Raw genomic sequence first — 19,322 nt, forward strand, 5'->3', positions numbered from 1 at the left:
CTTAATAAATTGTGCGCTGCAATGAGTGCTTGCGGTCAATCATAGCAAAACCCCAATTGCGATACAAGACGGGCCGACACCCCGTCGGGCTGCGCGGAAACCGGGCTTTGTGATATAGTTGGCCGCATTACAAAAGCCTGCCATGCATCGCTTGAGGGAGCATCCATTGATTGAAATCAAACCGTTGAAGGCCGCCCACGGCAGCGTGGAGGCGCCCTCATCGAAAAGTTACACCAACCGCGCCTACCTGCTGGCGGCATTGGCCGCAGGATCGGTCCGCCTCGACCGCCCCCTGTTCAGCGACGACACGCGCTACATGCGGCAGGCGCTGGACCAGTTCGGCATCGCCTGCCGGGAAGAAAGCGAGGCGGTGATCGTCGAGGGCACCGGCGGCGTCCTCCAGACCCCGCAGCAGGAACTCCACGTCGGCAACGCCGGCACCGCCATGCGCTTTTTGACCACCTTCGCCACGCTGGCGCCGGGCGAAACACGCCTCACCGGCGACGCACGCATGCAGGAACGCCCCATCGAGGACCTGCTGCACTGTTTGAGGCAAATGGGAATCCGGGCTGAATCGGTGCGCGGCAACCAGTGCCCGCCACTCACCATCCACGGCGGATCGCCCCAAGGGGGCACCCTGAAACTCGCGGGCAACCAGAGCAGCCAATACCTGACCTCGCTGTTGATCTGCGCTCCGTATTTTCAGCAGGACACCACCATCGAGATCCTCGGCGACCTCACATCCAAATCCTATGTGGACATCACGCTCGACATCATGAAGACCTTCGGCGTGACTGTGATCAATGAGTCGTACCAGCGCTTCCGCATCGCGGCGGGACAACGTTACCGGGCGCAGACCTACCGGGTGGAAGGCGATGCCTCCAGCGCGTCGTATTTCTTTGCGGCAGCGGCGGTTACCGGCGGCACGGTGACCGTCACCCACCTCAACCCCAAAAGCGTGCAGGGCGACATCCAGTTCCCGCGTGTGCTCGAACAGATGGGATGCAAAATCGACATCGGCGATGAAAAAATAACCGTCAAAGGAAACCCTCTGCGCGGAATCACCATCAATATGAATAACATGCCCGACGTGGTGCAGACGTTGGCGGTGGTGGCCCTGTTCGCTACAGGCCGCACCACCGTCACCGGCATCGGCAACCTGCGCATCAAGGAAACCGACCGCATCCAGGCGCTGGAGGCGGAGTTGACCCGGCTCGGCGCGCACGTCGAGGCAGGCGACGATTTCATCTCCATCGAACCCGGAGCGTTGAAACCGGCCGCCATCGAAACCTACAACGACCACCGGATGGCGATGAGTTTCGCCGTGGCGGGACTCAACATCCCCGGCATCCGGATCAAAAACCCCCAATGCGTGGACAAATCGTTTCCCGATTTTTTCGACCGCTTCCAGAGTTTTTATGACTGAACACCAATACACCAACAAACTGATCCACGAAAAAAGCCCGTACCTGCTGCAACACGCCCACAATCCCGTGGACTGGCATCCCTGGGGCACGGAGGCGTTCGAGCTGGCGAAGAAAGCCAACAAGCCGCTTTTGGTCAGCATCGGTTACGCCACCTGCCACTGGTGCCACGTGATGGAACGGGAATCGTTCGAGAACCCGGAAATCGCCGAGTACCTCAACCAGCATTTCGTGCCCATCAAGGTGGACCGCGAGGAACGCCCGGATGTGGACAGCATCTACATGAAATCGGTGCAGGCCTTCGGCCAGCAGGGCGGCTGGCCGCTGAACGTGTTCGTCACCCCCGACGGCATTCCGTTTTACGGCGGCACGTACTACCCGTCCGTCGGACGCTACGGCCTGCCTTCGTTTCTGGAAGTGCTCACCTTCCTCGACAAAACCTGGCGCGAGGAACCGGAGAAAGTACAGAAGCAGGGCGCGGCGTTGATCAACTACCTCAAGGGCGCGGCCAAAGACGAGCAGAGCACCGGCGGTACGGTGGAGGAGCTCGGGTTCCACGGCGAGGACAAGACGCGCCAGTTTTATACCGAGTACTACGATAAGCTGCATCACGGCTTTCTGTTTCAGCAGCAGAACAAGTTCCCGCCGTCGATGGGACTGTCGTTGCTGTTGCGTTATCACCACCGCACCGGCGATGCCCAGGTTCTGGAGATCGTCGAGAACACGCTGCGCGCCATGAAACACGGCGGCATTTACGACCAGATCGGCGGCGGCCTCTCCCGCTACAGCACCGATCACCAGTGGCTGGTGCCGCATTTCGAAAAAATGCTGTACGACAACGCGCTGTTCGTCACCGCGCTCATCGAAACCTACCAGGTGACCGGCAAGCAGGAATTCGCAGACCACGCCAACGATGTGTTGCAGTACATCGACCGCGACATGACCTCGCCGGAAGGCGCGTTTTTCAGCGCCGAGGACGCGGACAGCGAAGGCGTCGAGGGCAAGTTCTACGTGTGGACGCAGGAAGAGATCGAAAAAATCCTCGGTCGCGAGACGGCAAGCATCGCCATTCCCTATTACAACGTGCTGCCCAACGGCAACTGGGAAAACAAAAACATCCTGCACGTCAAACGTTCGCCGGAACAGATCGCCAAAGACCTCGGCCTGCCGCTGGATCACGTGCACGATAAGATCGCCGAAGCCCGCGAAAAGTTGCTCGCCGTGCGCGGCCAGCGCATCCGCCCCCTGCTCGACGACAAGGTCTTGACGTCGTGGAACGGGCTCATGATCCGCGCCATGGCGCAGGTCGGGCGCGTGCTGGACGATGCCGACCGCATCGCCAAAGCCGAGAAGGCGCTCGGCTTCATCTGGGACACCCTGCGCACGCCGGAGGGCAAGCTGCTGCGCCGCTGGCGGGAAGGCGAAGCGCGTTACGACGGCTACCTGTGCGACTACACCTCCATCGCGCTGGCCTGCTGCGATCTGTACGAAGCCACGTACAACCCCGACTACATCGATAAGGCCGTGGCCCTGATGGCCGCCGTTGAAGAAAAATTCGGCAACGACGGCGCGTTTTACGAAACCGCCATCGACGCTGAACAACTGATCGTGCGCCAGGTGTCGGGTTATGACGGCGTCGAGCCTTCCGGCAACAGCAGCGCCGCCATGGCTCTGCTCAAACTGGCGGCACTGACACAGAACGTCGAGTACGAACGCCGCGCCGAGAAGATCTTGCTCGCGTTCTTCGACGAGGTCACCGAGTACGGCATCAATTCCTCATTCATGATGCAGGCGGCGCACCTGTACCTGGGCGGCTGCAAACAGGTCGCCGTGCGCGGCGTGCAGTCCGACGCCTCGCTGGAGGCGATGTGGCGGCTCATGCGGCGGCGGTTTTTTCCCAATACGGTATTCGCGTTCGCCCTCGACACCGACACCGACGCGCAACGGGTGCCGCTTTTGGCGGACAAACCCCCATTGCAGGGCAAAACCACGGCCTACGTCTGCCAGCACGGCTCCTGCCTGCCGCCGGTCACCAGCGTTCCCGAACTCAAAAACCATGTGGACGACTACCGGCAGGGGTGAGGCCGGCGTGCCGCCCCTTTTCATTTGCCTTTAGCCGGGGCTGTGCTAGTATTTTGGGTTGATTTTCCACACGCATCATTAACCAAACATACCTTGGTGTTCCATGAGAACGGCATTCATAGATACCCTCATTGACGACGTGCTGACCGGTAAAGGCATCCGCCGGGAACAGGCGTTGGAACTGGAAAGCCTGGACCGGGAAGAACTCGATTACCTGTTTCAAGGCACCGACCGCGTGCGCGATCACTATAAAGGCCGCGCCGTCAAAATCTGCTCCATCGTCAACGCCAAATCCGGGCGCTGCCCGGAGGATTGTGGCTTCTGCGCCCAGTCGTCGAAGTTCGAGACCGAATCCCCGGAATACGAATTGATGGACGTCGAGCAGATCGTCGCCAACGCCAAAAAGGCGGAGGCCTTCGGCTCCAATGAATTTTCCATCGTCGTCTCCGGCACGGCGGTGACCGACCCCAAAGAAATGGAAACGCTGAAACAGGCGCTGCGCCGCATCAAGGAAGAAACGCGCCTCGAAACCTGCTGCTCGCTGGGACTGATGAGCAAGGACCATTTGCAGGAGTTGAAAGACGCGGGACTCGACCGCGTGCATCACAACCTGGAAACGGCGCGCAGCCATTTCGAGAACATCGTCAGCACGCACACGTATGAGGAAGAAGTGCGCGCCGTGCAGAACGCACAGGAAGTGGGTCTGCCGGTCTGCGTCGGCGGCATCTTCGGCATGGGCGAGACCTTTGCCCAACGCGTGGAGCTGGCGTTCGACATCCAGGCGCTCAAAACGCAGTCGTTCCCCATCAATTTCCTCAAACCGCTGGAAGGCACGGCGATGGAAGGCATGGAAGTGATGGATGTGTACGATGCGCTGCGCACCATCGCGCTGTTACGGCTGGTGATGCCGGAAATGGATTTGTTCGTGTGCGGCGGACGTGAAGAGGTGTTCGTGGACCATCAGGAAAAACTGTTCGCCGCCGGCGCCAACGGCATTTTGGGCGGGGACTACCTGACGACGAAGGGACAGGACCCGAAACGCGACATGGAAATGATCGAGCGCCTCGGCCTGCAACCGGTTCTGGAAACAGCAGGGGCCCGTCCCTGATTCAGGAACGAGCCCGCCTGTTGCGATCTGTTTTCGAATCCGAACCGGCCACGATCAGGCCAGCGTTTCGTCGATCACCTTTTGGATTTCCGCTTTGGACTTGACGCCCACCAGTTGCTGAACCACCTGGCCGTCCTTGAAAAACAAGAGGGTCGGGATACCGCGGATGCCGTATTTGGTCGCCGTCTGCGGATTGTCATCCACATTCAACTTGCCGACCACGACTTTCCCGTCATACTCACCAGCCAATTCCTCCACGGTCGGCGCCAGCATTTTGCAGGGCTGGCACCACTCCGCCCAGAAATCGATCAAAGCCGGTTTGTCCGACTGAAGGATGGAACTGTCGAATTCATCGTCCGAAACCGTGACAACTTTTCCGCCTGCCATAACAAGCTCCTTTTCATTTACCTGGATTCAATCCCCGAAACACGCTCGCAGCGGGCAATTCGGAAATCTGCTGATAAGTCGTTAATGGGAGTCGACCCTGACTCTTTTCGATGGATTTCTATTTAAATAAATTTACCACCTTTTTTCAAGGCCGTTTTTCCCGTATTATTGGGGGTATTCTGCATTGGGCCATTATTAGCTTTTAGATGCATCCCGACCGGTTTGGATTCCAAACCGGTGCTTTTTTGAACGCAACCCTGAATCAGGAACCTTTAATGCCAAATTACATCAATTGGTTTACCTACGACACCTTGATGGATCCAAGTGTATTCAAGGAGCACGGTCTGGAATGCAATGCTAAGTTCAGCGTCACCCTTTCCGCCCACAAACTGGCCTTCAATAAAATCCCGCTGGACAGCGGGGGCGTGGAGAATCTCGGCCTGCCCAACATCGTGCCCACGAACAGCAACCTTGGCATGATGGAGGGCATTCTTTACGAAATCGAAGAATCGTTCCTGCCCCGGCTGGATGAAATTTATAAATACCCGGATGAGTACCTGCGCAAGAAAATGCGTTTCACCAAACACGACTTCACACTGATCAGCGGTTTCGTGTACATCGCGCACAGCGACCGGACTCAGGACGGCCTCATGCCCGACAAGGCCACGCTCAAACATTACCGGGCATGCAAAAGAAACCTGACCATGCTGTACCTGTCCCGGTTGATGAACACCCCGACGGTGGACTAGGCCGCCTCCGCACTCACAGGAGGGTTGCTGTGTTGGGAACACCATGCTGACACCCTTGACCGCACTCGTCCGCCCCCCCGCCGCGTCGTTCACGCAGGCCCTGTCGCGTCAGTCCAACCGCCCCCGCATCGACCACAACCTGGCGTGCGTGCAGCACCGCAACTATGTGGAGATGCTCAAAACGCTGGGCGCGCAGGTGGACGTGCTGGAACCGCTCGACGCGTTTCCCGACAGCGTCTTCATCGAAGACAACGCCATCATCCTCGACGACTTCGCGCTTTTGACATCGATGGGCGCGGAAAGCCGCCGCGGCGAAACCCTGCACACGAAATCCGCATTGGAGCGTTACCGCAACGTCGAGGTGTTGCAACCGCCGGTGTATGTCGATGGCGGCGATGTGTTGCAGGTGGGGCGCACGATTTTCGTCGGTCAGTCCACGCGCACCAATCCCCTCGCGGTGGAAGCCATCGCCCGGCTTACGGATCGGCCGGTGGTGCCGGTCGCCGTGCGCGACGGACTGCACCTGAAAAGCGCGGTCAGTGGTTTGACCGGAGAATTATTGTTGATCAACCCGAGGCACATCGACCCCGCCCCCTTCGCAGCGTATTCCTGCATCGAGGTCGATGCCGACGAGCCGAACGCCGCCAACTGCGTCACCCTCAATGGCACGGTGCTGATGCCGAAAGGCAATCCGAAAACACGGGCGCTCGTGGAACAACGTGGACTGGAAGTGCGGGCCATGCCCATGAGCGAATTCGAAAAGGCCGACGGCGGCCTCACCTGCCTGAGCCTGCTGATCCCGAAGTAATCTGCGTCGCATCCTTAAAAGACGAAAGAAACTCTCCCGCGACCCGATCCTTGGCGAAGCACTCCACGCACTTCTCTTCCTTTCCAAGGAGGGGATTGATAAATAGAAAAAGAGGAAGGTCATGCCCCCCTCATCCTAACCTTCTCCCGCCAGGGGAGAAGGAACTTTAAACTCCCCCTCTCCCTTGATGGGAGCACTCACGGGGTGAGGGTGAACGACGGGACTCCTTTGTTAAGACAATATCTAAAATCCCGTAAACCCGGTCCCACTTGCGCAAAAAATTGTTCAAAAAGGCGAGGGGGAACTCAAAGTTCGATTTCCTTTACCGGCCCAACGCACCGGAGAGGTTGCCGCCGTAGCCCACCAGTTCCACATAACCCTTGCCGCTGACGGACCGGCCTTCCACTTCGCCTTCCACCGTCACGCTGCCTTCCCAGTACGAGTTGGAGATCGAGCGCAGCAGAAACAATTCCTGCGCGGCCATATCGGGAACGACCTTCAATGTGATGTTGCGTGCGGGGAGCGTGACCCGCCAGGCGGCGGGATAGGTGACGCCCGACTTCGGACTCGTCCACTCTTCGAGCACCTCCACCGAATACTTTTCCGACGGCAGGTGCGCCGCGGTGCCGTCGGACAAAACCAGCGTGCCGCCGGAACGTGGATCGTAATTTCCATCCTGCATGCGCAGGCGCAGCAGCATGATCTCGGTGTCGTTGTCGAGCTTCAGCGAGAACCAGTCCCAGCCGGTCTGTTCGGGAACCAGCAACCGTTCGGCGAACACGTGGTCCATCCAGCTGGTGCCGGTGACGGTCACCGGCCGGCCGTCGATCGTGATCGTGCCGGTGGTTTTCATGCGGGTCAAAGAATAATAGTTCGGCGCTTGTTCCGGCAGGTCCCATTTCGGCTTGTCCTCACCGGTGCCGTGCACCACCGGCGCTTTTTCCGGAACCAGTTGAAGATCGAATCCCGTTTGCGCCTCATGCGCCACCAGTGTGCGCGCGGCGGCGTCTCCCGCCAGTTTCCAGTTTTCGTTCCACACTTCCAGATGATCTGCCGCCGCCCCCGCCATGCCAAGACCCGGCCGGTTGATGCGTTCATAAAAATGAAAATGCTTGCCGTCGAGATCGGCCACCGTCATGTGCGCGAAGTAAATCTGGCCGTTGTCCCACTGCGAGGGCGTTTTTTGATATTGCTGCAGCACTTTCATGCCCGCCAGCGACACGCGGAAGAACGAACACTGGTAGCCGTATTCTTTGCCGGCGGCATCCTGAAGATTGCCGGTGAAGTACCACCACTCCACCTGGTAGTCGTTGTGCGCGTAATGATCGCGGGGAAACTGAAACGCGTAACCGGTGAGGGGATGTTGGATGGTTTCCGGCGTTCGGGGTTCGCCCCAGGCAGACGCGATACTGAAAAGCAGGCAGATGAAAACGCAGAAAAATTGAAGCCGGAGTGAGCGCATGCAGATCCTGACGAGTTGACGTTCGAAGCGGAAGGAGTGTATCACACTTCACGCCGTGCCCGCACGGGCGCAGCCATCGGGTCGCGGCGCACCGCCCACTCACTCACCGAACAGATCGCAGGTTTTCTGCCAGCGGAAGGCGAAGATTTTTTCGAGGTCACGGCGCACAACGGGGTAGATCAACAGTTCACCGAGCGTCCAAAGCGGCACACGGTAAATGGCGCAGTCGCGGATCAGCGTGCCGCCATCCTGCTCGATAAACTCGTGCGTGTGGTGCCACAACCAGTACGGTCCCACCACCTGGATGTCGGAAAAACGCCGGCCGCTCTTCCAGTCCATGATGACCGACTGCCAGCGGAACGGAATGCCGTACAACTGCAGTCGGTAATTGATGCGCGTGCCTTCCTCCATCTGCCGGGTGGATTGCCCGAGCACCTGAAAATTCAAAAACGGCGGCGTCAACACTTCCAGGTTTTTGGCGTCGCTGTAAAATTCGAACATGGTATTGAGAGGTTGAGGCACCCACTGCTCCATGCGCAACGCGTGCGTGTGCACATCGCATAAATTGACGAGCGTCCCTTCCAACTCCGGGTAGTCGAACCGGAACCCGCATGCCTCGGCTTTTTTGGGCACGGCTTTTTGCGAGTCCAGCAGCACCCCGGACATCTCCCCCACAACCAGCTTGAGCAGGAAAGCCGGCATGGGAAGGAACGCCGGACGATGCACCGCCTTGGCCAGGGTGCGTGTGAACTCGGCGTTGGTCACCGGTTCCGGGCTGGTGGCGTTCACCGGGCCGCGCAGGGATTCGGTTTCCACGGCGTGGAGCATCAACCGCGCCAGATCGCGCACGTGAATCCAACTCATCCACTGCCTGCCGCTGCCGACACGTCCTCCGACACACATGCGGAATGCGGGCAGCATGAACTTCAACGCACCGCCATCGGTGCCAAGCACGGTGGCGATGCGCAGCACCACAGTGCGGACGCCCAGAGACTCGGCTTTCAACGCTTCCGCTTCCCACTTTTTGCACACGTCGGCCAGAACGCCGTTGCCGCCGGATACCGATTCATCCAGTTCGAGGCTTTTGCGGTCGCCGTAATATCCAATTCCCGAACAGGACACGAACACACGCGGTCGCGCCTCCATGTCTTCCATCGCCTTGACCAGTTGATGCGTGGACAACACGCGTGAGCGTTCCAGCTCGGCTTTTTTCGAGTCGGTCCAGCGCGCGGCGATATTCTCCCCGGCAAGATTGATGACCGCATCGACGCCTTCCAGGGCCTCTTTCGGCGGTTCGAGCAGGGCGGGGTCCCACTTGTAGCGGCGGCAGCGCACCGGAAGACGCGCCACAGCCGTTTTCGGATCGCGGGTCAGCACGTTGATGTCGTGGCCCGCTGCCGCGAGCAGAGGCAGTAATTGTTGACCGACCAGACCGGTCGCACCGGTAACGAGAATTTTCATAAAAAAAATCCAAACCCTTCCGCCATTGTCTCCATCTAAAAGGAAGGTGACCGGCCCAATCCCCTAACGCAACTGAAACCGATGGAAACCGATTAACCAATCAGGAGACTTGCATGCCGTACCAGAACAAGCCCCTCTATGTGAATGAGACCCCGGGAACCAAGTACTATTGTACTTGCGGAGAGTCCGAAAATAAACCGTACTGTGACGGCTCCCACGACCGCAAGAATACCGGAAAAAGCCCCGCTGAGGTGACTCTGGATCGTCCCCGCCGTGTGACCATCTGCGATTGCGGCCTGACACAAACCTCTCCCGTCTGCGACGGCGCGCACAAAAATGCCTGAAGCCTGCGTCCCCTCACTGGCTGCAAAAACAAAAGACCGCTGAACAAAACGTTCTTTTTGTGTGCAACCTGAAGGGTTTTGGGAACGGTTTTAGGAGAGAACGAATCAGAAAAAGCCGGGCCATCGTGTCCCGGCTTTTTTCTTTCAGTCCGGCAGGAAAGCGTTTTTGATTTTTTATAAATGATTGTTGAGTCCATGCTCGGCGCGGGTGGTGCTGGAGCGCAGGACCTTTTCCAGCCGCTTCCAGTTTTCCGTCGTCTCGGCAGACTCGTTCAAGGGGTGCCAGAGGTGCAGCACCGGCACGGCGAAGCGGCCTTCCTTGCGCACCACGCCCAGGTTGAGCAGGCGGATGACCAGATCCGAATCCTCATAACCCCAGCCCTGGTAGGTTTCATCGAAGCCGTTGACCTCGACGAAGTCCCGCTTCCACACGCCAAGATTGCAGGTCTTCACGCCTTGCCACTTGCGCGGCGTCCATTTTCTTAGAAAACCCAGCGGCAACCGCACAAACGGCAGGAGGCGATTGACCTGACCGCGCAGCCGGGCCGCCAGCCATTTCATAAAACCCCAGCGGTGCAACGGCAGTTTGTGATTTAGCGTTTGCTGCGTGATGGACTCGTCCAGCAAAACCCGGTTGCCTGCGACAAAATACCCCGCCTCCCTCAATTGCAGAGAGCGTTCCACAAAATCCGGAAACGCCATGCAGTCGCCATCGAGAAACACCAGGTACTCGCCGGAACTGGCCACCACCGCCTTGTTGCGGATGGCCGCCGCGCGGAATCCCTTATCTTCGTGCCAGGCATGTTTCAACACCAGCGTGTTGCGTTGTTGAAAGGTTTCGACCAGCGCGCGCGTGGCTTCGGTGGAACCGTCGTCGGCCACCACCACTTCAAAATCGCGGCAACGTTGCCCTTCCAGGCTGCTCAACACCCGCTCCAAAGCGTCGGGCCGGTTGTAGGTGCTGAGAATGATGCTGATCGCAGTCACGGTTTCGAGGCCTTTCCGGTTCGATGCAGTTCCATGAGCTTGACGTACTTGTAATACGTGCCCTCGGCGTTGGAGACCGCCAGTTGGAATCCCTGCCGTCCGTCGAGGAACCCTGCCTTCAGAATGTACGCACGCACAAACGCCCAGAGACCCCGCCCCACCGCCTCCAGCAGTGAGGTGCGCCGTCCCTGTTCGTACAGCATGCGCGCGTTGTAGGTGGAGTAGCGGTTGACTTTGTCGAGCACGTCTTCAAACGTATCGAAGCTGTAATGGATGAGCGGATGCCGCAGGCGTCCCACCGGTCCCCGTACTTCCAGTTTTTCGTGCACCAACGCATCGGTGAATGCGCCCTGCCCTTTCTTGATCAGACGCAGGACGTAATCGGGCGACCAGCCGGAATGACGGATGCGCCGCCCGCAGTAATGCGACGAGCGCGGGATTTCGTATCCATTGACCTGCGGACTTTGCACCGCCTGTTCGATGTCCCGGCGCAGGGAATCGGACACCACTTCATCGGCGTCGAGAGACAACACCCAGTCGCCCGTGGCTTTTTCGAGGGCGCGGTTCTTTTGCGGGCCGAAGCCCGGCCAGTCCACGTCGAACACGCGGTCGGTGTATTCGCGGCAGATCTCCGGCGTGCCGTCGCTGCTGCCCGAATCCAGCACCACGATCTCATCCGCCCACCTCACCGACTCCAGGCACTGGCGGATGCGCGCCGCTTCGTTTTTTGTGATGACGACGACGCTAAGCATGCTTAGTCTGCGAAGAATGCATGAGAGGGGAATACAACACCGAAGTCAGAAACATGATCAGCGTGCCTTCCGTGTGATCCATCAAAAAGGAGTTTGCAAAACAACCCGCCGTGACCGTGAGCGCCAGTCCCTGGGCCAGTTTGCGATACAATGGCTCCAGCGCAAAGGCATAGCGCCAGAGGGTGTACATGAAATACAGCAGCAGTCCGATTCCCAGAAACCCGAGCTGCACCCCCAGCATCATGTACTCATTATGCGGGTTCACCGTGATCCGTTCCAATCCCCGGGCCTCACCGAACTCCCGGTACTGATCGCGGAAGCTGCCGGTGCCGTGGCCGACCCACGGACTCTGCATCATGATTTCATAACTGGTGCGCGAAAATTCGATGCGCATGCCAATGGAAGAGTTCGTGTCTCCCTCCAGGTATTTGTGGACGCCCCGGCTCAAATGGTTCCATTGCGACTGGTATAACGTCGAAGTCGAACTCAGTATGAAATGAAACCCGGCGAGCAACACCAGTCCGGCCACCGCCACGCGGAACCTGAATTTTTGAAACAGAAACAGCAGCCCCAGCAAGTAAAACACGACATAACCCGTGCGGCCGTCCACCATGAAAAACAGATTGAAGATCGCAACCGCCAGCAACGCCGACAGTTTCCACACCGTGCCCTTATCGTCGCGGTGATGAAAAACATGCGTGACCAGTCCGAACGCAAACACCGCCATGAGCAGGCTGTGCGTGATGCTGTTCTTGAAAGGAAGGCCGACGCGCAGGTTGGGATCTAAGGAGGCCGGCACCAGATAGAACTTGTAAAAGGAGGCCAGCAGCGTCACCACCATCGCCGCGCCAAATGCTTTCAAAGCCGCTTTGCGGGCCCAAGCGCTATCCAGAAATGTCATGAAGACGACGACCAGCAGCAGTTCCCGGTACTTCCTCAGCATGCCCAGCCAGTCAGGCATCGCCGCCTCTGTGTACAACACACCCACCCCCAGCGCGGCGTACAGCAACAACGAAGAGCGGACAAGCGGATGCGAGCGCACCTGGCTCCATAAGTTTTTGTAATGCCCCGCCGCGAGCCACAGCACGCCCACCAGCGTGGTAAAAATTTCGGTGAGCGACGTGCTCAGGGGAATGATGGCTCCGGTGAGGACGGTCAGCCAGAGACCGGCTTTATGAGCGCGCTGTTGCCAGATGGAAATCGGGGCCTCAATGAGCGGAGCCTGGGCAATCATGGCAATCCTCGTTTCCAGCTTTCAATAAACACAGAACGGGCTTGGGAAATCAGGAATTGAGACATCGATTCAGGCGGGCCTGATCCTCTAAACTGGTGCCGCTTTGGAAGAGAAAGCCGAAGGTCTCCAGCCGCCATACCAGCATGTCCAATCCTTTAAGCAGGTCGAACCAGTAAAACGGAATTTTCCATAACGGCTTGCGATGAATGTCGTTGCGGCACAGGATGAAATTCAGAAGTTGCCGGCGCGACCGGCGTATCAACAGCCAGTTGCCGCGCTCCTTCAGGATACGCATCAATCTGAAAAAATTGAGAACACGCTCGGACAAGGCAGGCTCCTGCAAACTCATAATGAAATGTTTCACCCATCGGATTTTATATTATATGATGGGTTGATCTTTGTAAAGAAAACCCCCTTGTTTTCCCAATAACCTGAACTACCACGGTTGATCATGGACCTTGCCAATTGGAGCCGGGACGCCCGGCAACGCATCACTCCCGATTCCGAACTGTTCCAACGCCACATGGAGGTCATGCGCGAGATGGTGCGCATCGACAGCCGCAGTTTCAACGTCAACGAATTTGAAGGCGACCGCACCGAACCCACGGACATGCAGGAAATCCTGGAAGTGGGAGCGCGCTACCTGCGCGACATCGGGTTCGATCATGTCCGCATCAACACGCCGCCGCCCGGGCCGCACCGCGCCACCCCCATCCTCATGGCGTCGCTGATCGCCGATCAGTCCAAGCCGACGGTGCTGATGTACGCGCACCTGGACAAGCAACCGTACATGGACGACGGACGTTTTCAGAAATGGGACGGCGTGTCGCCGACGGAGCTGCGCTGGAACGCCGACCGCACACGTGCTTACGGACGCGGCGCCGCCGACGACTTGAGCGGCGTCATCGCCATCGGCATGGCCGTCGATGCCGTCCTGCAATCGCTCGGTCACGACGCCAAAACACGCTCGCGGGAATCCCTCGCCGCGCTGCCCTGCAACCTGAAAATCATTTTTGAAACGGAAGAAGAATGCGGTTCGTATTCCTTGATCGACCAGATTCTGCAGAATCGCGAATTTTTTGAGGACGCCGACTGCGTGATCATCACCGACGTCACCAATCCCACCACCGGCATGCCGGGCCTGACCACGTCCCTGCGCGGCATCGCTCAGGTGGAGGTCACCGTCCCGCCCGGCGAACAGACAATGCTCGATGCACAAACGGCGTTGTACAAGACCCTCGCTTCCCTGGTGGACGAACGGCAGGCGCTGGCCGTCCGCGCCATCGCCGAACGCGATATCCCGGTCACACCGGAAGAGCGCAAAGGCTATGAGGCGGTGCCGTTGTCGGTCGAAACCCAGCGGCACATGATCGGCCTGTTGCCGGAGACGAAATTCACGGTGGAGGAAACCCAGGCCGCGATCATCCAGGCGCAACTGCGCACCTCCTATGCCAACGTGCGGCCGGGTCACCGCGTGGCGGGAGGCGTGGTGCTGGGCACGGCCGCGGCGCGATTGACTTTTCAACTGAACGGTCATCTTGATGCAGCCTCTTTCAAGGCCATGCTCCTCGATGCACTGGACGATCTGAATCCGTTTCGCCTGAACGTGACAGTGCAGGACGCCACTCCCGAAGACGCCAACTCGCTGTCTCTGAACGTGATCGCGCAGTCGGCGGCCAAGGACCCGCATTCCGGCGTCGCCGGCGGCCCGTTCCCAGTGGCGGAGATCCAACTGGCGCGCATGATCGATGGTTTGATCGACGGCAACGGAAGGTTGGCCGCCGAAGCCGTGCATCCGTACATGGAACCCGAAGGCTCCATACTCCGCATCACCACGGAATCCCTGTACGCGGATCACGACGGTTCCACCCGCCGCTTCGAGAACAAATCCGCAAAGGCGATGGTCGAAATCCGGCTGGCGCCGGGCAACGACGAAACGCAGACAGCCGAGGATGTGAAAGCCCATTTGCAGGCCCATGCACCGGCTGGGTTTCAGCTGAAATGTTCCAACGACAAGGGTGGCTCGCCGTGGAGCACGGGCATCGAGCATCCCGCGTTCTCCCTGATGCTGGAATCGCTGGAAGCCGGCTACGGTGTGAAACCCTGCATTTACGGATGCGGCGGCTCCATCCCCTTCGTCGCCAAGTTGATGGACGCGCTGGACGATATTCCGCCGCTGGTCATCGCGCCTTACGATCAGGAGTGCCGCATGCACGAACCCGGCGAAAGTCTGAGTGTCGCCGATCTCAACGGCTGCGCCCGATCCATCGTTCATTTTTTACTGCATTGCCAGCGTGCGTTCTCCCCTTCGCCCTGAAAGCGCAATCTGTAAAGCGATACTCCGAAACCGCAACGCATCGTTTTTTTTCTGAAGCCCTCTGCGTTACAATGCAGACATGATTTGCTTTCAAGTCCCCGCATGAAAAACCTGATCCCACAGCCCGGCGACGCGTTGTTGATCGTGGACCTGCAGAACGATTTTCTGCCCGGCGGCAAGCTGGCGGTTCCCGATGGCGACCGGGTCATCCCGATGCTCAACCGTTATGCGGAAGCCTTTCGCCAGAAGTCGCTGCCCCTCTACGCCAGCCGCGACTGGCATCCGGAAAACCACTGTTCGTTTGAAAAACAGGGAGGCCCCTGGCCGCCGCACTGCATCCAGAACACCGAGGGCGCGCACTTCGCCGCCGAACTCGATCTCGAAAACGCCGTCATAATCAGCAAGGCCGATACGGAAGAGGCCGATGCCTATTCCGCGTTTCAGGGCACCGACCTCGACCACCAGTTGAAAAATTCGGGTATCCGCCGCCTGTTCATCGGCGGGCTGGCCACCGATTATTGCGTGCTCAACACCGTGCGCGATGCGGTCCAAAACACGTATGAAGTCATCCTGCTGGAAGACGCGGTGCGGGGCGTGAACGTGAATCCCACCGACGCGGCGCAGGCGCTGGCGGAAATGCGGGATCTCGGCTGCCGGACGGCCTGCGTGCAGGATGTCTGTCTGGGCCTGCCCCCGCCCAGCCCGCTGTTGACCGATCTCTACCAGTTGACCATGCTCAAAAGTTACGCCGATCAGGGCATGACCCGGCAGGCGGTGTTTGAGTTTTTCGTGCGCGACCTGCCGCCGCAGCGCAATTTCCTGATGTTTGCCGGGCTCGATCCGGTGCTTTGTTTTCTGGAAACCCTGCACTTCCCGGAAACAGACCTCGACGGACTGAAACAGGGCGGTCGTTTCCCCGACGAGTTCATCGAAGGGTTGCGCGGGTTCCGCTTCACCGGCGATGTCGATGCCATGCCCGAAGGCACCGTGTTTTTTGCCGATGAACCGGTGTTGCGGGTGACGGCGCCGATCTCCGAGGCGCAGTTTGTGGAAACGCGCATTCTCAACCTCCTGCACTATTCCATTCTGGTTGCCAGCAAGGCGGCGCGCTGCGTGCTGGCCGCGAATGGAGAACGGCGGCTGGTCGATTTCGGCCTGCGCCGCGCGCCGGGTGCGGAAGCCGGATGGCTGGCGGCGCGTTCCGCATACCTGGCCGGGTTCGATGGCACCGCCACCGTGCTCGCCGGGGTCACCGATGACATTCCCCTGTACGGCACCATGGCGCATTCCTACATCCAGGCGCATGCGGACGAGGCGTCTGCGTTCCGCGCATTCTGCCGCTCCTGGCCGGACAACAACATTCTCCTGCTCGACACGTATGACGTGATGCGGGCGCTCGATACGGTGATCAAACTTTCCGGCAAGCTCAAGAAGGAGGGCATTCGCATCCAGGGCGTGCGCCTGGACAGCGGAGACCTGGCAAGCCAGGCCCGCGGCGTTCGGCAGAAACTCGACGAAGCCGGACTCGAACACATCCGCATCTTCGCCAGCGGCAACCTCGATGAACACCGCGCCGCCGAATTCATCACCCAGGCCGTACCCATCGATGGCTTCGGCATCGGCACCCGGCTGACGGTGTCCGATGACGCACCGTTTCTCGAATGCGTTTACAAATTACAGGAATACGATGGCAAGCCGCGCCGCAAACGGTCCGAGGGCAAAGCCACGCTGCCCGGCGCCAAGCAGGTGTTCCGCCAACGTGATGCCGACGGTCTTTTTTCCGGCGACCGGCTTGCGCTGGCCGAAGAGACGATGGAAGGTGAAGCCTTGCTGCAACCGGTGATGCGTGGCGGACGCCGCCTGCATCGTCAACCTGCCATGGAAGCCATGCGCACCCACGCCGCCCGCCAACTGCAAGCGTTGCCCGGGCCTCTCCGCTCCCTCACCGAATTCACGGATTACCCGGTTGCGATTTCCGAGGCCTTGCAGACGTTGACGCACAGACTCGACACACAGCAACAGGCCTTCGGATGGGGACTCAACGGGTCGGTATTCCGCACCATCATTGGATTTTTCAGGAAAGCATTTTAGCGAGGATGGACCGTGCCAGCTTGTCGGCCTGGCTTTGCATTTCCGGTTTCCATTGATCGAGGTCGGCAGGCGATACACCCAACGCCGGCAACAGGGAATCGACCGGCGTCGTATCCGGCAGCTCTAACCCATCGCCATACTTCCAATCCTCCGCCAGCCGCTTGGCCAGCCGGACAATCATGACCGGGGCCGAATTTTCTGAACCCGTTGCCGCTTCCATATCTCTGAGATGAGCAATCAGTATGCCGGGATAATGCCAGTCGCCGGCCAGTTGCGCCGCCACTTCATACGGCGTGCAACCCACCATTTCGCGCAGGGCGTCGTTCAGCGCGCCCCCTTCCTTGCGGCACCGTTCCACCGCTTCCAGCACCTGCTTCGGGTGATTGACGATCAACGCCATCTTGCCCATATCGTGAATCAATCCCAGGGTCAGGCAAATGCCTTCTTCCACCGATTCCAGTTTGCGGGCGATGTATGCAGCCAGAACGCCTGTCACGGCGCAATGCGCCCACAATTGCAGGTGATCGAACTGCTGGTGGCAGGCGTGATCGGCATCGCGGAATATCTCGAACACCGGCGTGGTCAGGATGATGCTGGTCACCAGGCTGGGCGACAGCAACCCCGCCGCCTGCTGCAACGATTCCACCCGGCGTTCGTATCCGTACACGGGCAAGTTGGCCACCGCCAGAATGCGCGTGGCAATGGCCGGGTCGTACTGAATGAGGTGGAGCAGATTGTAGTCCATCGATGACGTTTTGTTCAACTCATCGAGCACCTTGGCGATCTGTTCGGGGTGGGTCGGCAAATCCGGAAGGTTGCGGAAGGACTCCAGCAGAGATGCACTCATTTCATTCTCCCAGCACCACGCGGTCGCGCCCATCTTTCTTGGCTTGGTACAAGGCGCGGTCGGCAACATGAATCAGGTCGGTCGGGCTGGACATGGTATCCAGATTCAATTCGGCGACACCGCCGCTGACGGTAACGCCGAACTCCTGGTTTCCGGAGGCAAACCGGATTTTGGCCATGCTGGTGCGGATACGCTCGGCAATGACTTGCGCACCTTTTTTCCGGGTTTCGGGAAGGATGACGGCGAACTCCTCCCCTCCGTAACGGGCCGCCGTATCATTGGACCGGCACAGCCGGGTCATGACCGTGGCCAGGGCAACCAGCACTTCATCCCCCTTCTGGTGGCCGTAGGTATCGTTGATGTTTTTGAATTTGTCGATGTCCATCATCAATAAGGAAAGCGTGGACTGGTAGCGGCGGCACCGGTCAAACTCCTTTTCCAGCGTATGCATCATTTCCCGATGATCATAAAGCCGGGTCAGGCCGTCGGTGATGGACAACACTTCGGTCTTCTCGTGCAACAGGGCGTTGCTGACCGACAGCGCCACGAACTCCAGCACGTTCAGGATGTAATCCATGTCCGACACCGACAAAAACCCCTTGGCGCTGTCGTTCACATTGATCACTCCGATGATCTTGTTTTCGATCATCAACGGCACGCACAAAAAGAAATTGTTTTTGAAAAGCGGGTTTTTCTTCCCTTTGTAATATTTCGACTGCGTGAAATCCGCTTCAAAAATATACCTTTGCTGATTCAACGCATCCTGCATGACCCCGGATTCGGACACCTTGAAACTCAGCGGCTTTTCCATATCGAGGTGGTTGCTGCAGGCCAGCGTCAATTCCTTCTCATTGGCATTGAAGAGGAACAACGAAAAATAGCGAACCGAAAGGATGTGCGGGAGTTTTTCCAGCAGGACGGGTTTGATATCGTCCAGATGCAGGAGGCTTATACTCTTATGAAGGTACAAAAACAGGTCCAGACTGACCAGAGACTCGCCAAGCATGGTTTTCTGCTGCTTGACCAGATCCAAGACCTGTCGCGTTTCTTTTAATTTGATCTGATCATTCGAGTCCATAAGCTTTAAGTTATCTTAAATTCAGCGGCAAAATTCAAGCTAAACCTATATTTAACTCAACCAATGTCAAAAAACTGACGATATATTCTTTATAACAGGCATCGACCTTCACCGTACGGCGCGGGCAGGCCAGGGCTTCCAGCCGGCCACCTCAAAAATCATCCTTTAATTATAATAAGTTATGGGGTTCA

At 58.6% G+C, this 19,322-nt stretch carries 17 protein-coding genes; 8 read left to right on the forward strand and 9 right to left on the reverse strand.

Translation table 11 applies throughout. The features are described from left to right. Positions 1-166: 166 nt before the first annotated feature. From aroA to bioB, 3 genes are all read left to right on the forward strand, one after another. Positions 167-1,426: a 3-phosphoshikimate 1-carboxyvinyltransferase gene (gene aroA / locus QML71_RS11410; RefSeq protein WP_282012055.1), complete on the forward strand. Its 1,260-nt coding sequence runs from the start codon at positions 167-169 to the stop codon at positions 1,424-1,426. After that, positions 1,419-3,506: a thioredoxin domain-containing protein gene (locus QML71_RS11415; RefSeq protein ID WP_282012056.1), complete on the forward strand. Its 2,088-nt coding sequence runs from the start codon at positions 1,419-1,421 to the stop codon at positions 3,504-3,506. Before aroA ends, QML71_RS11415 begins: the two co-directional genes overlap by 8 nt. Before the next feature lie 103 nt (positions 3,507-3,609). Further along, the gene (gene bioB, locus QML71_RS11420) at positions 3,610-4,614 is read left to right on the forward strand and encodes a biotin synthase BioB (RefSeq protein WP_282012057.1); all 1,005 of its coding nucleotides are present in this window, start codon (positions 3,610-3,612) and stop codon (positions 4,612-4,614) included. A 54-nt stretch (positions 4,615-4,668) separates the two neighbouring features. On the opposite strand, the gene trxA is transcribed toward bioB, so the two are convergent. Continuing rightward, a complete protein-coding gene (gene trxA / locus QML71_RS11425) occupies positions 4,669-5,001 on the reverse strand; it encodes a thioredoxin (protein ID WP_282012058.1) in 333 nt (110 codons plus the stop codon). A gap of 275 nt (positions 5,002-5,276) precedes the next feature. Here trxA and QML71_RS11430 point away from each other — a divergent pair, with 275 nt between their 5' ends. Both QML71_RS11430 and QML71_RS11435 read left to right on the forward strand, forming a co-directional pair. Then, complete coding sequence (locus tag QML71_RS11430) at positions 5,277-5,750, forward strand: gamma-glutamylcyclotransferase family protein (RefSeq protein ID WP_282012059.1); 474 nt, start codon at positions 5,277-5,279, stop codon at positions 5,748-5,750. A 43-nt stretch (positions 5,751-5,793) separates the two neighbouring features. Beyond that, positions 5,794-6,558 (forward strand): dimethylarginine dimethylaminohydrolase family protein, encoded by a 765-nt coding sequence (locus tag QML71_RS11435; RefSeq protein ID WP_282012060.1) that lies wholly within the window; start codon positions 5,794-5,796, stop codon positions 6,556-6,558. 322 nt (positions 6,559-6,880) lie between these two features. Here the strand turns inward: QML71_RS11435 and QML71_RS11440 are convergent, their stop codons facing one another. Both QML71_RS11440 and QML71_RS11445 read right to left on the reverse strand, forming a co-directional pair. Further along, on the reverse strand, positions 6,881-8,020 hold the full coding sequence (locus tag QML71_RS11440) for a lipocalin-like domain-containing protein (protein ID WP_282012061.1): 1,140 nt from the start codon (positions 8,018-8,020) through the stop codon (positions 6,881-6,883). A 99-nt stretch (positions 8,021-8,119) separates the two neighbouring features. Beyond that, positions 8,120-9,481, reverse strand: coding sequence for a TIGR01777 family oxidoreductase (locus QML71_RS11445; protein ID WP_282012062.1), 1,362 nt, complete (start codon positions 9,479-9,481; stop codon positions 8,120-8,122). A gap of 113 nt (positions 9,482-9,594) precedes the next feature. On the opposite strand from QML71_RS11445, the gene QML71_RS11450 reads away from it, so the two are divergent. Beyond that, complete coding sequence (locus tag QML71_RS11450) at positions 9,595-9,825, forward strand: CDGSH iron-sulfur domain-containing protein (protein WP_282012063.1); 231 nt, start codon at positions 9,595-9,597, stop codon at positions 9,823-9,825. Positions 9,826-9,999: 174 nt separating this feature from the next. On the opposite strand, the gene QML71_RS11455 is transcribed toward QML71_RS11450, so the two are convergent. The 4 genes from QML71_RS11455 to QML71_RS11470 are packed head-to-tail and all read right to left on the reverse strand — an operon-like array spanning position 10,000 to position 13,126. Continuing rightward, a complete protein-coding gene (locus QML71_RS11455) occupies positions 10,000-10,812 on the reverse strand; it encodes a glycosyltransferase family 2 protein (protein WP_282012064.1) in 813 nt (270 codons plus the stop codon). Beyond that, on the reverse strand, positions 10,809-11,564 hold the full coding sequence (locus tag QML71_RS11460; RefSeq protein WP_282012065.1) for a glycosyltransferase family 2 protein: 756 nt from the start codon (positions 11,562-11,564) through the stop codon (positions 10,809-10,811). The genes QML71_RS11455 and QML71_RS11460 overlap by 4 nt, the downstream gene beginning before the upstream one ends. Then, positions 11,557-12,798, reverse strand: a complete 1,242-nt coding sequence (locus QML71_RS11465) for an O-antigen ligase family protein (protein WP_282012066.1) — start codon at positions 12,796-12,798, stop codon at positions 11,557-11,559. The genes QML71_RS11460 and QML71_RS11465 overlap by 8 nt, the downstream gene beginning before the upstream one ends. A 49-nt stretch (positions 12,799-12,847) precedes the next feature. After that, positions 12,848-13,126, reverse strand: coding sequence for a hypothetical protein (locus QML71_RS11470; RefSeq protein WP_282012067.1), 279 nt, complete (start codon positions 13,124-13,126; stop codon positions 12,848-12,850). Positions 13,127-13,249: 123 nt separating this feature from the next. Here QML71_RS11470 and QML71_RS11475 point away from each other — a divergent pair, with 123 nt between their 5' ends. Both QML71_RS11475 and QML71_RS11480 read left to right on the forward strand, forming a co-directional pair. Further along, positions 13,250-15,115: a M20/M25/M40 family metallo-hydrolase gene (locus QML71_RS11475; RefSeq protein ID WP_282012068.1), complete on the forward strand. Its 1,866-nt coding sequence runs from the start codon at positions 13,250-13,252 to the stop codon at positions 15,113-15,115. A 102-nt stretch (positions 15,116-15,217) separates the two neighbouring features. Continuing rightward, positions 15,218-17,206, forward strand: a complete 1,989-nt coding sequence (locus QML71_RS11480; RefSeq protein WP_282012069.1) for a nicotinate phosphoribosyltransferase — start codon at positions 15,218-15,220, stop codon at positions 17,204-17,206. Here QML71_RS11480 and QML71_RS11485 read toward each other — a convergent pair. Both QML71_RS11485 and QML71_RS11490 read right to left on the reverse strand, forming a co-directional pair. Then, complete coding sequence (locus QML71_RS11485; protein ID WP_282012070.1) at positions 17,190-18,053, reverse strand: HDOD domain-containing protein; 864 nt, start codon at positions 18,051-18,053, stop codon at positions 17,190-17,192. The two genes, QML71_RS11480 and QML71_RS11485, sit on opposite strands and share 17 nt — an antisense overlap. Position 18,054: 1 nt before the next feature. After that, positions 18,055-19,131, reverse strand: a complete 1,077-nt coding sequence (locus QML71_RS11490; RefSeq protein ID WP_282012071.1) for a sensor domain-containing diguanylate cyclase — start codon at positions 19,129-19,131, stop codon at positions 18,055-18,057. Positions 19,132-19,322: the final 191 nt, after the last annotated feature.

The sequence above is a fragment of the Nitrospina watsonii genome, assembly GCF_946900835.1.
Lineage (GTDB): Bacteria > Nitrospinota > Nitrospinia > Nitrospinales > Nitrospinaceae > Nitrospina > Nitrospina watsonii.

Bases quoted from the DNA above. Each gene is read 5' to 3' on its own strand.
- QML71_RS11415 (WP_282012056.1), top strand. From the start codon at position 1,419: ATGACTGAACACCAATACACCAACAAACTGATCCACGAAAAAAGCCCG.
- bioB (WP_282012057.1), top strand. From the start codon at position 3,610: ATGAGAACGGCATTCATAGATACCCTCATTGACGACGTGCTGACCGGT.
- trxA (WP_282012058.1), bottom strand. From the start codon at position 5,001: ATGGCAGGCGGAAAAGTTGTCACGGTTTCGGACGATGAATTCGACAGT.
- QML71_RS11430 (WP_282012059.1), top strand. From the start codon at position 5,277: ATGCCAAATTACATCAATTGGTTTACCTACGACACCTTGATGGATCCA.
- QML71_RS11435 (WP_282012060.1), top strand. From the start codon at position 5,794: ATGCTGACACCCTTGACCGCACTCGTCCGCCCCCCCGCCGCGTCGTTC.
- QML71_RS11440 (WP_282012061.1), bottom strand. From the start codon at position 8,020: ATGCGCTCACTCCGGCTTCAATTTTTCTGCGTTTTCATCTGCCTGCTT.
- QML71_RS11445 (WP_282012062.1), bottom strand. From the start codon at position 9,481: ATGAAAATTCTCGTTACCGGTGCGACCGGTCTGGTCGGTCAACAATTA.
- QML71_RS11450 (WP_282012063.1), top strand. From the start codon at position 9,595: ATGCCGTACCAGAACAAGCCCCTCTATGTGAATGAGACCCCGGGAACC.
- QML71_RS11460 (WP_282012065.1), bottom strand. From the start codon at position 11,564: ATGCTTAGCGTCGTCGTCATCACAAAAAACGAAGCGGCGCGCATCCGC.
- QML71_RS11465 (WP_282012066.1), bottom strand. From the start codon at position 12,798: ATGATTGCCCAGGCTCCGCTCATTGAGGCCCCGATTTCCATCTGGCAA.
- QML71_RS11475 (WP_282012068.1), top strand. From the start codon at position 13,250: ATGGACCTTGCCAATTGGAGCCGGGACGCCCGGCAACGCATCACTCCC.
- QML71_RS11480 (WP_282012069.1), top strand. From the start codon at position 15,218: ATGAAAAACCTGATCCCACAGCCCGGCGACGCGTTGTTGATCGTGGAC.
- QML71_RS11485 (WP_282012070.1), bottom strand. From the start codon at position 18,053: ATGAGTGCATCTCTGCTGGAGTCCTTCCGCAACCTTCCGGATTTGCCG.
- QML71_RS11490 (WP_282012071.1), bottom strand. From the start codon at position 19,131: ATGGACTCGAATGATCAGATCAAATTAAAAGAAACGCGACAGGTCTTG.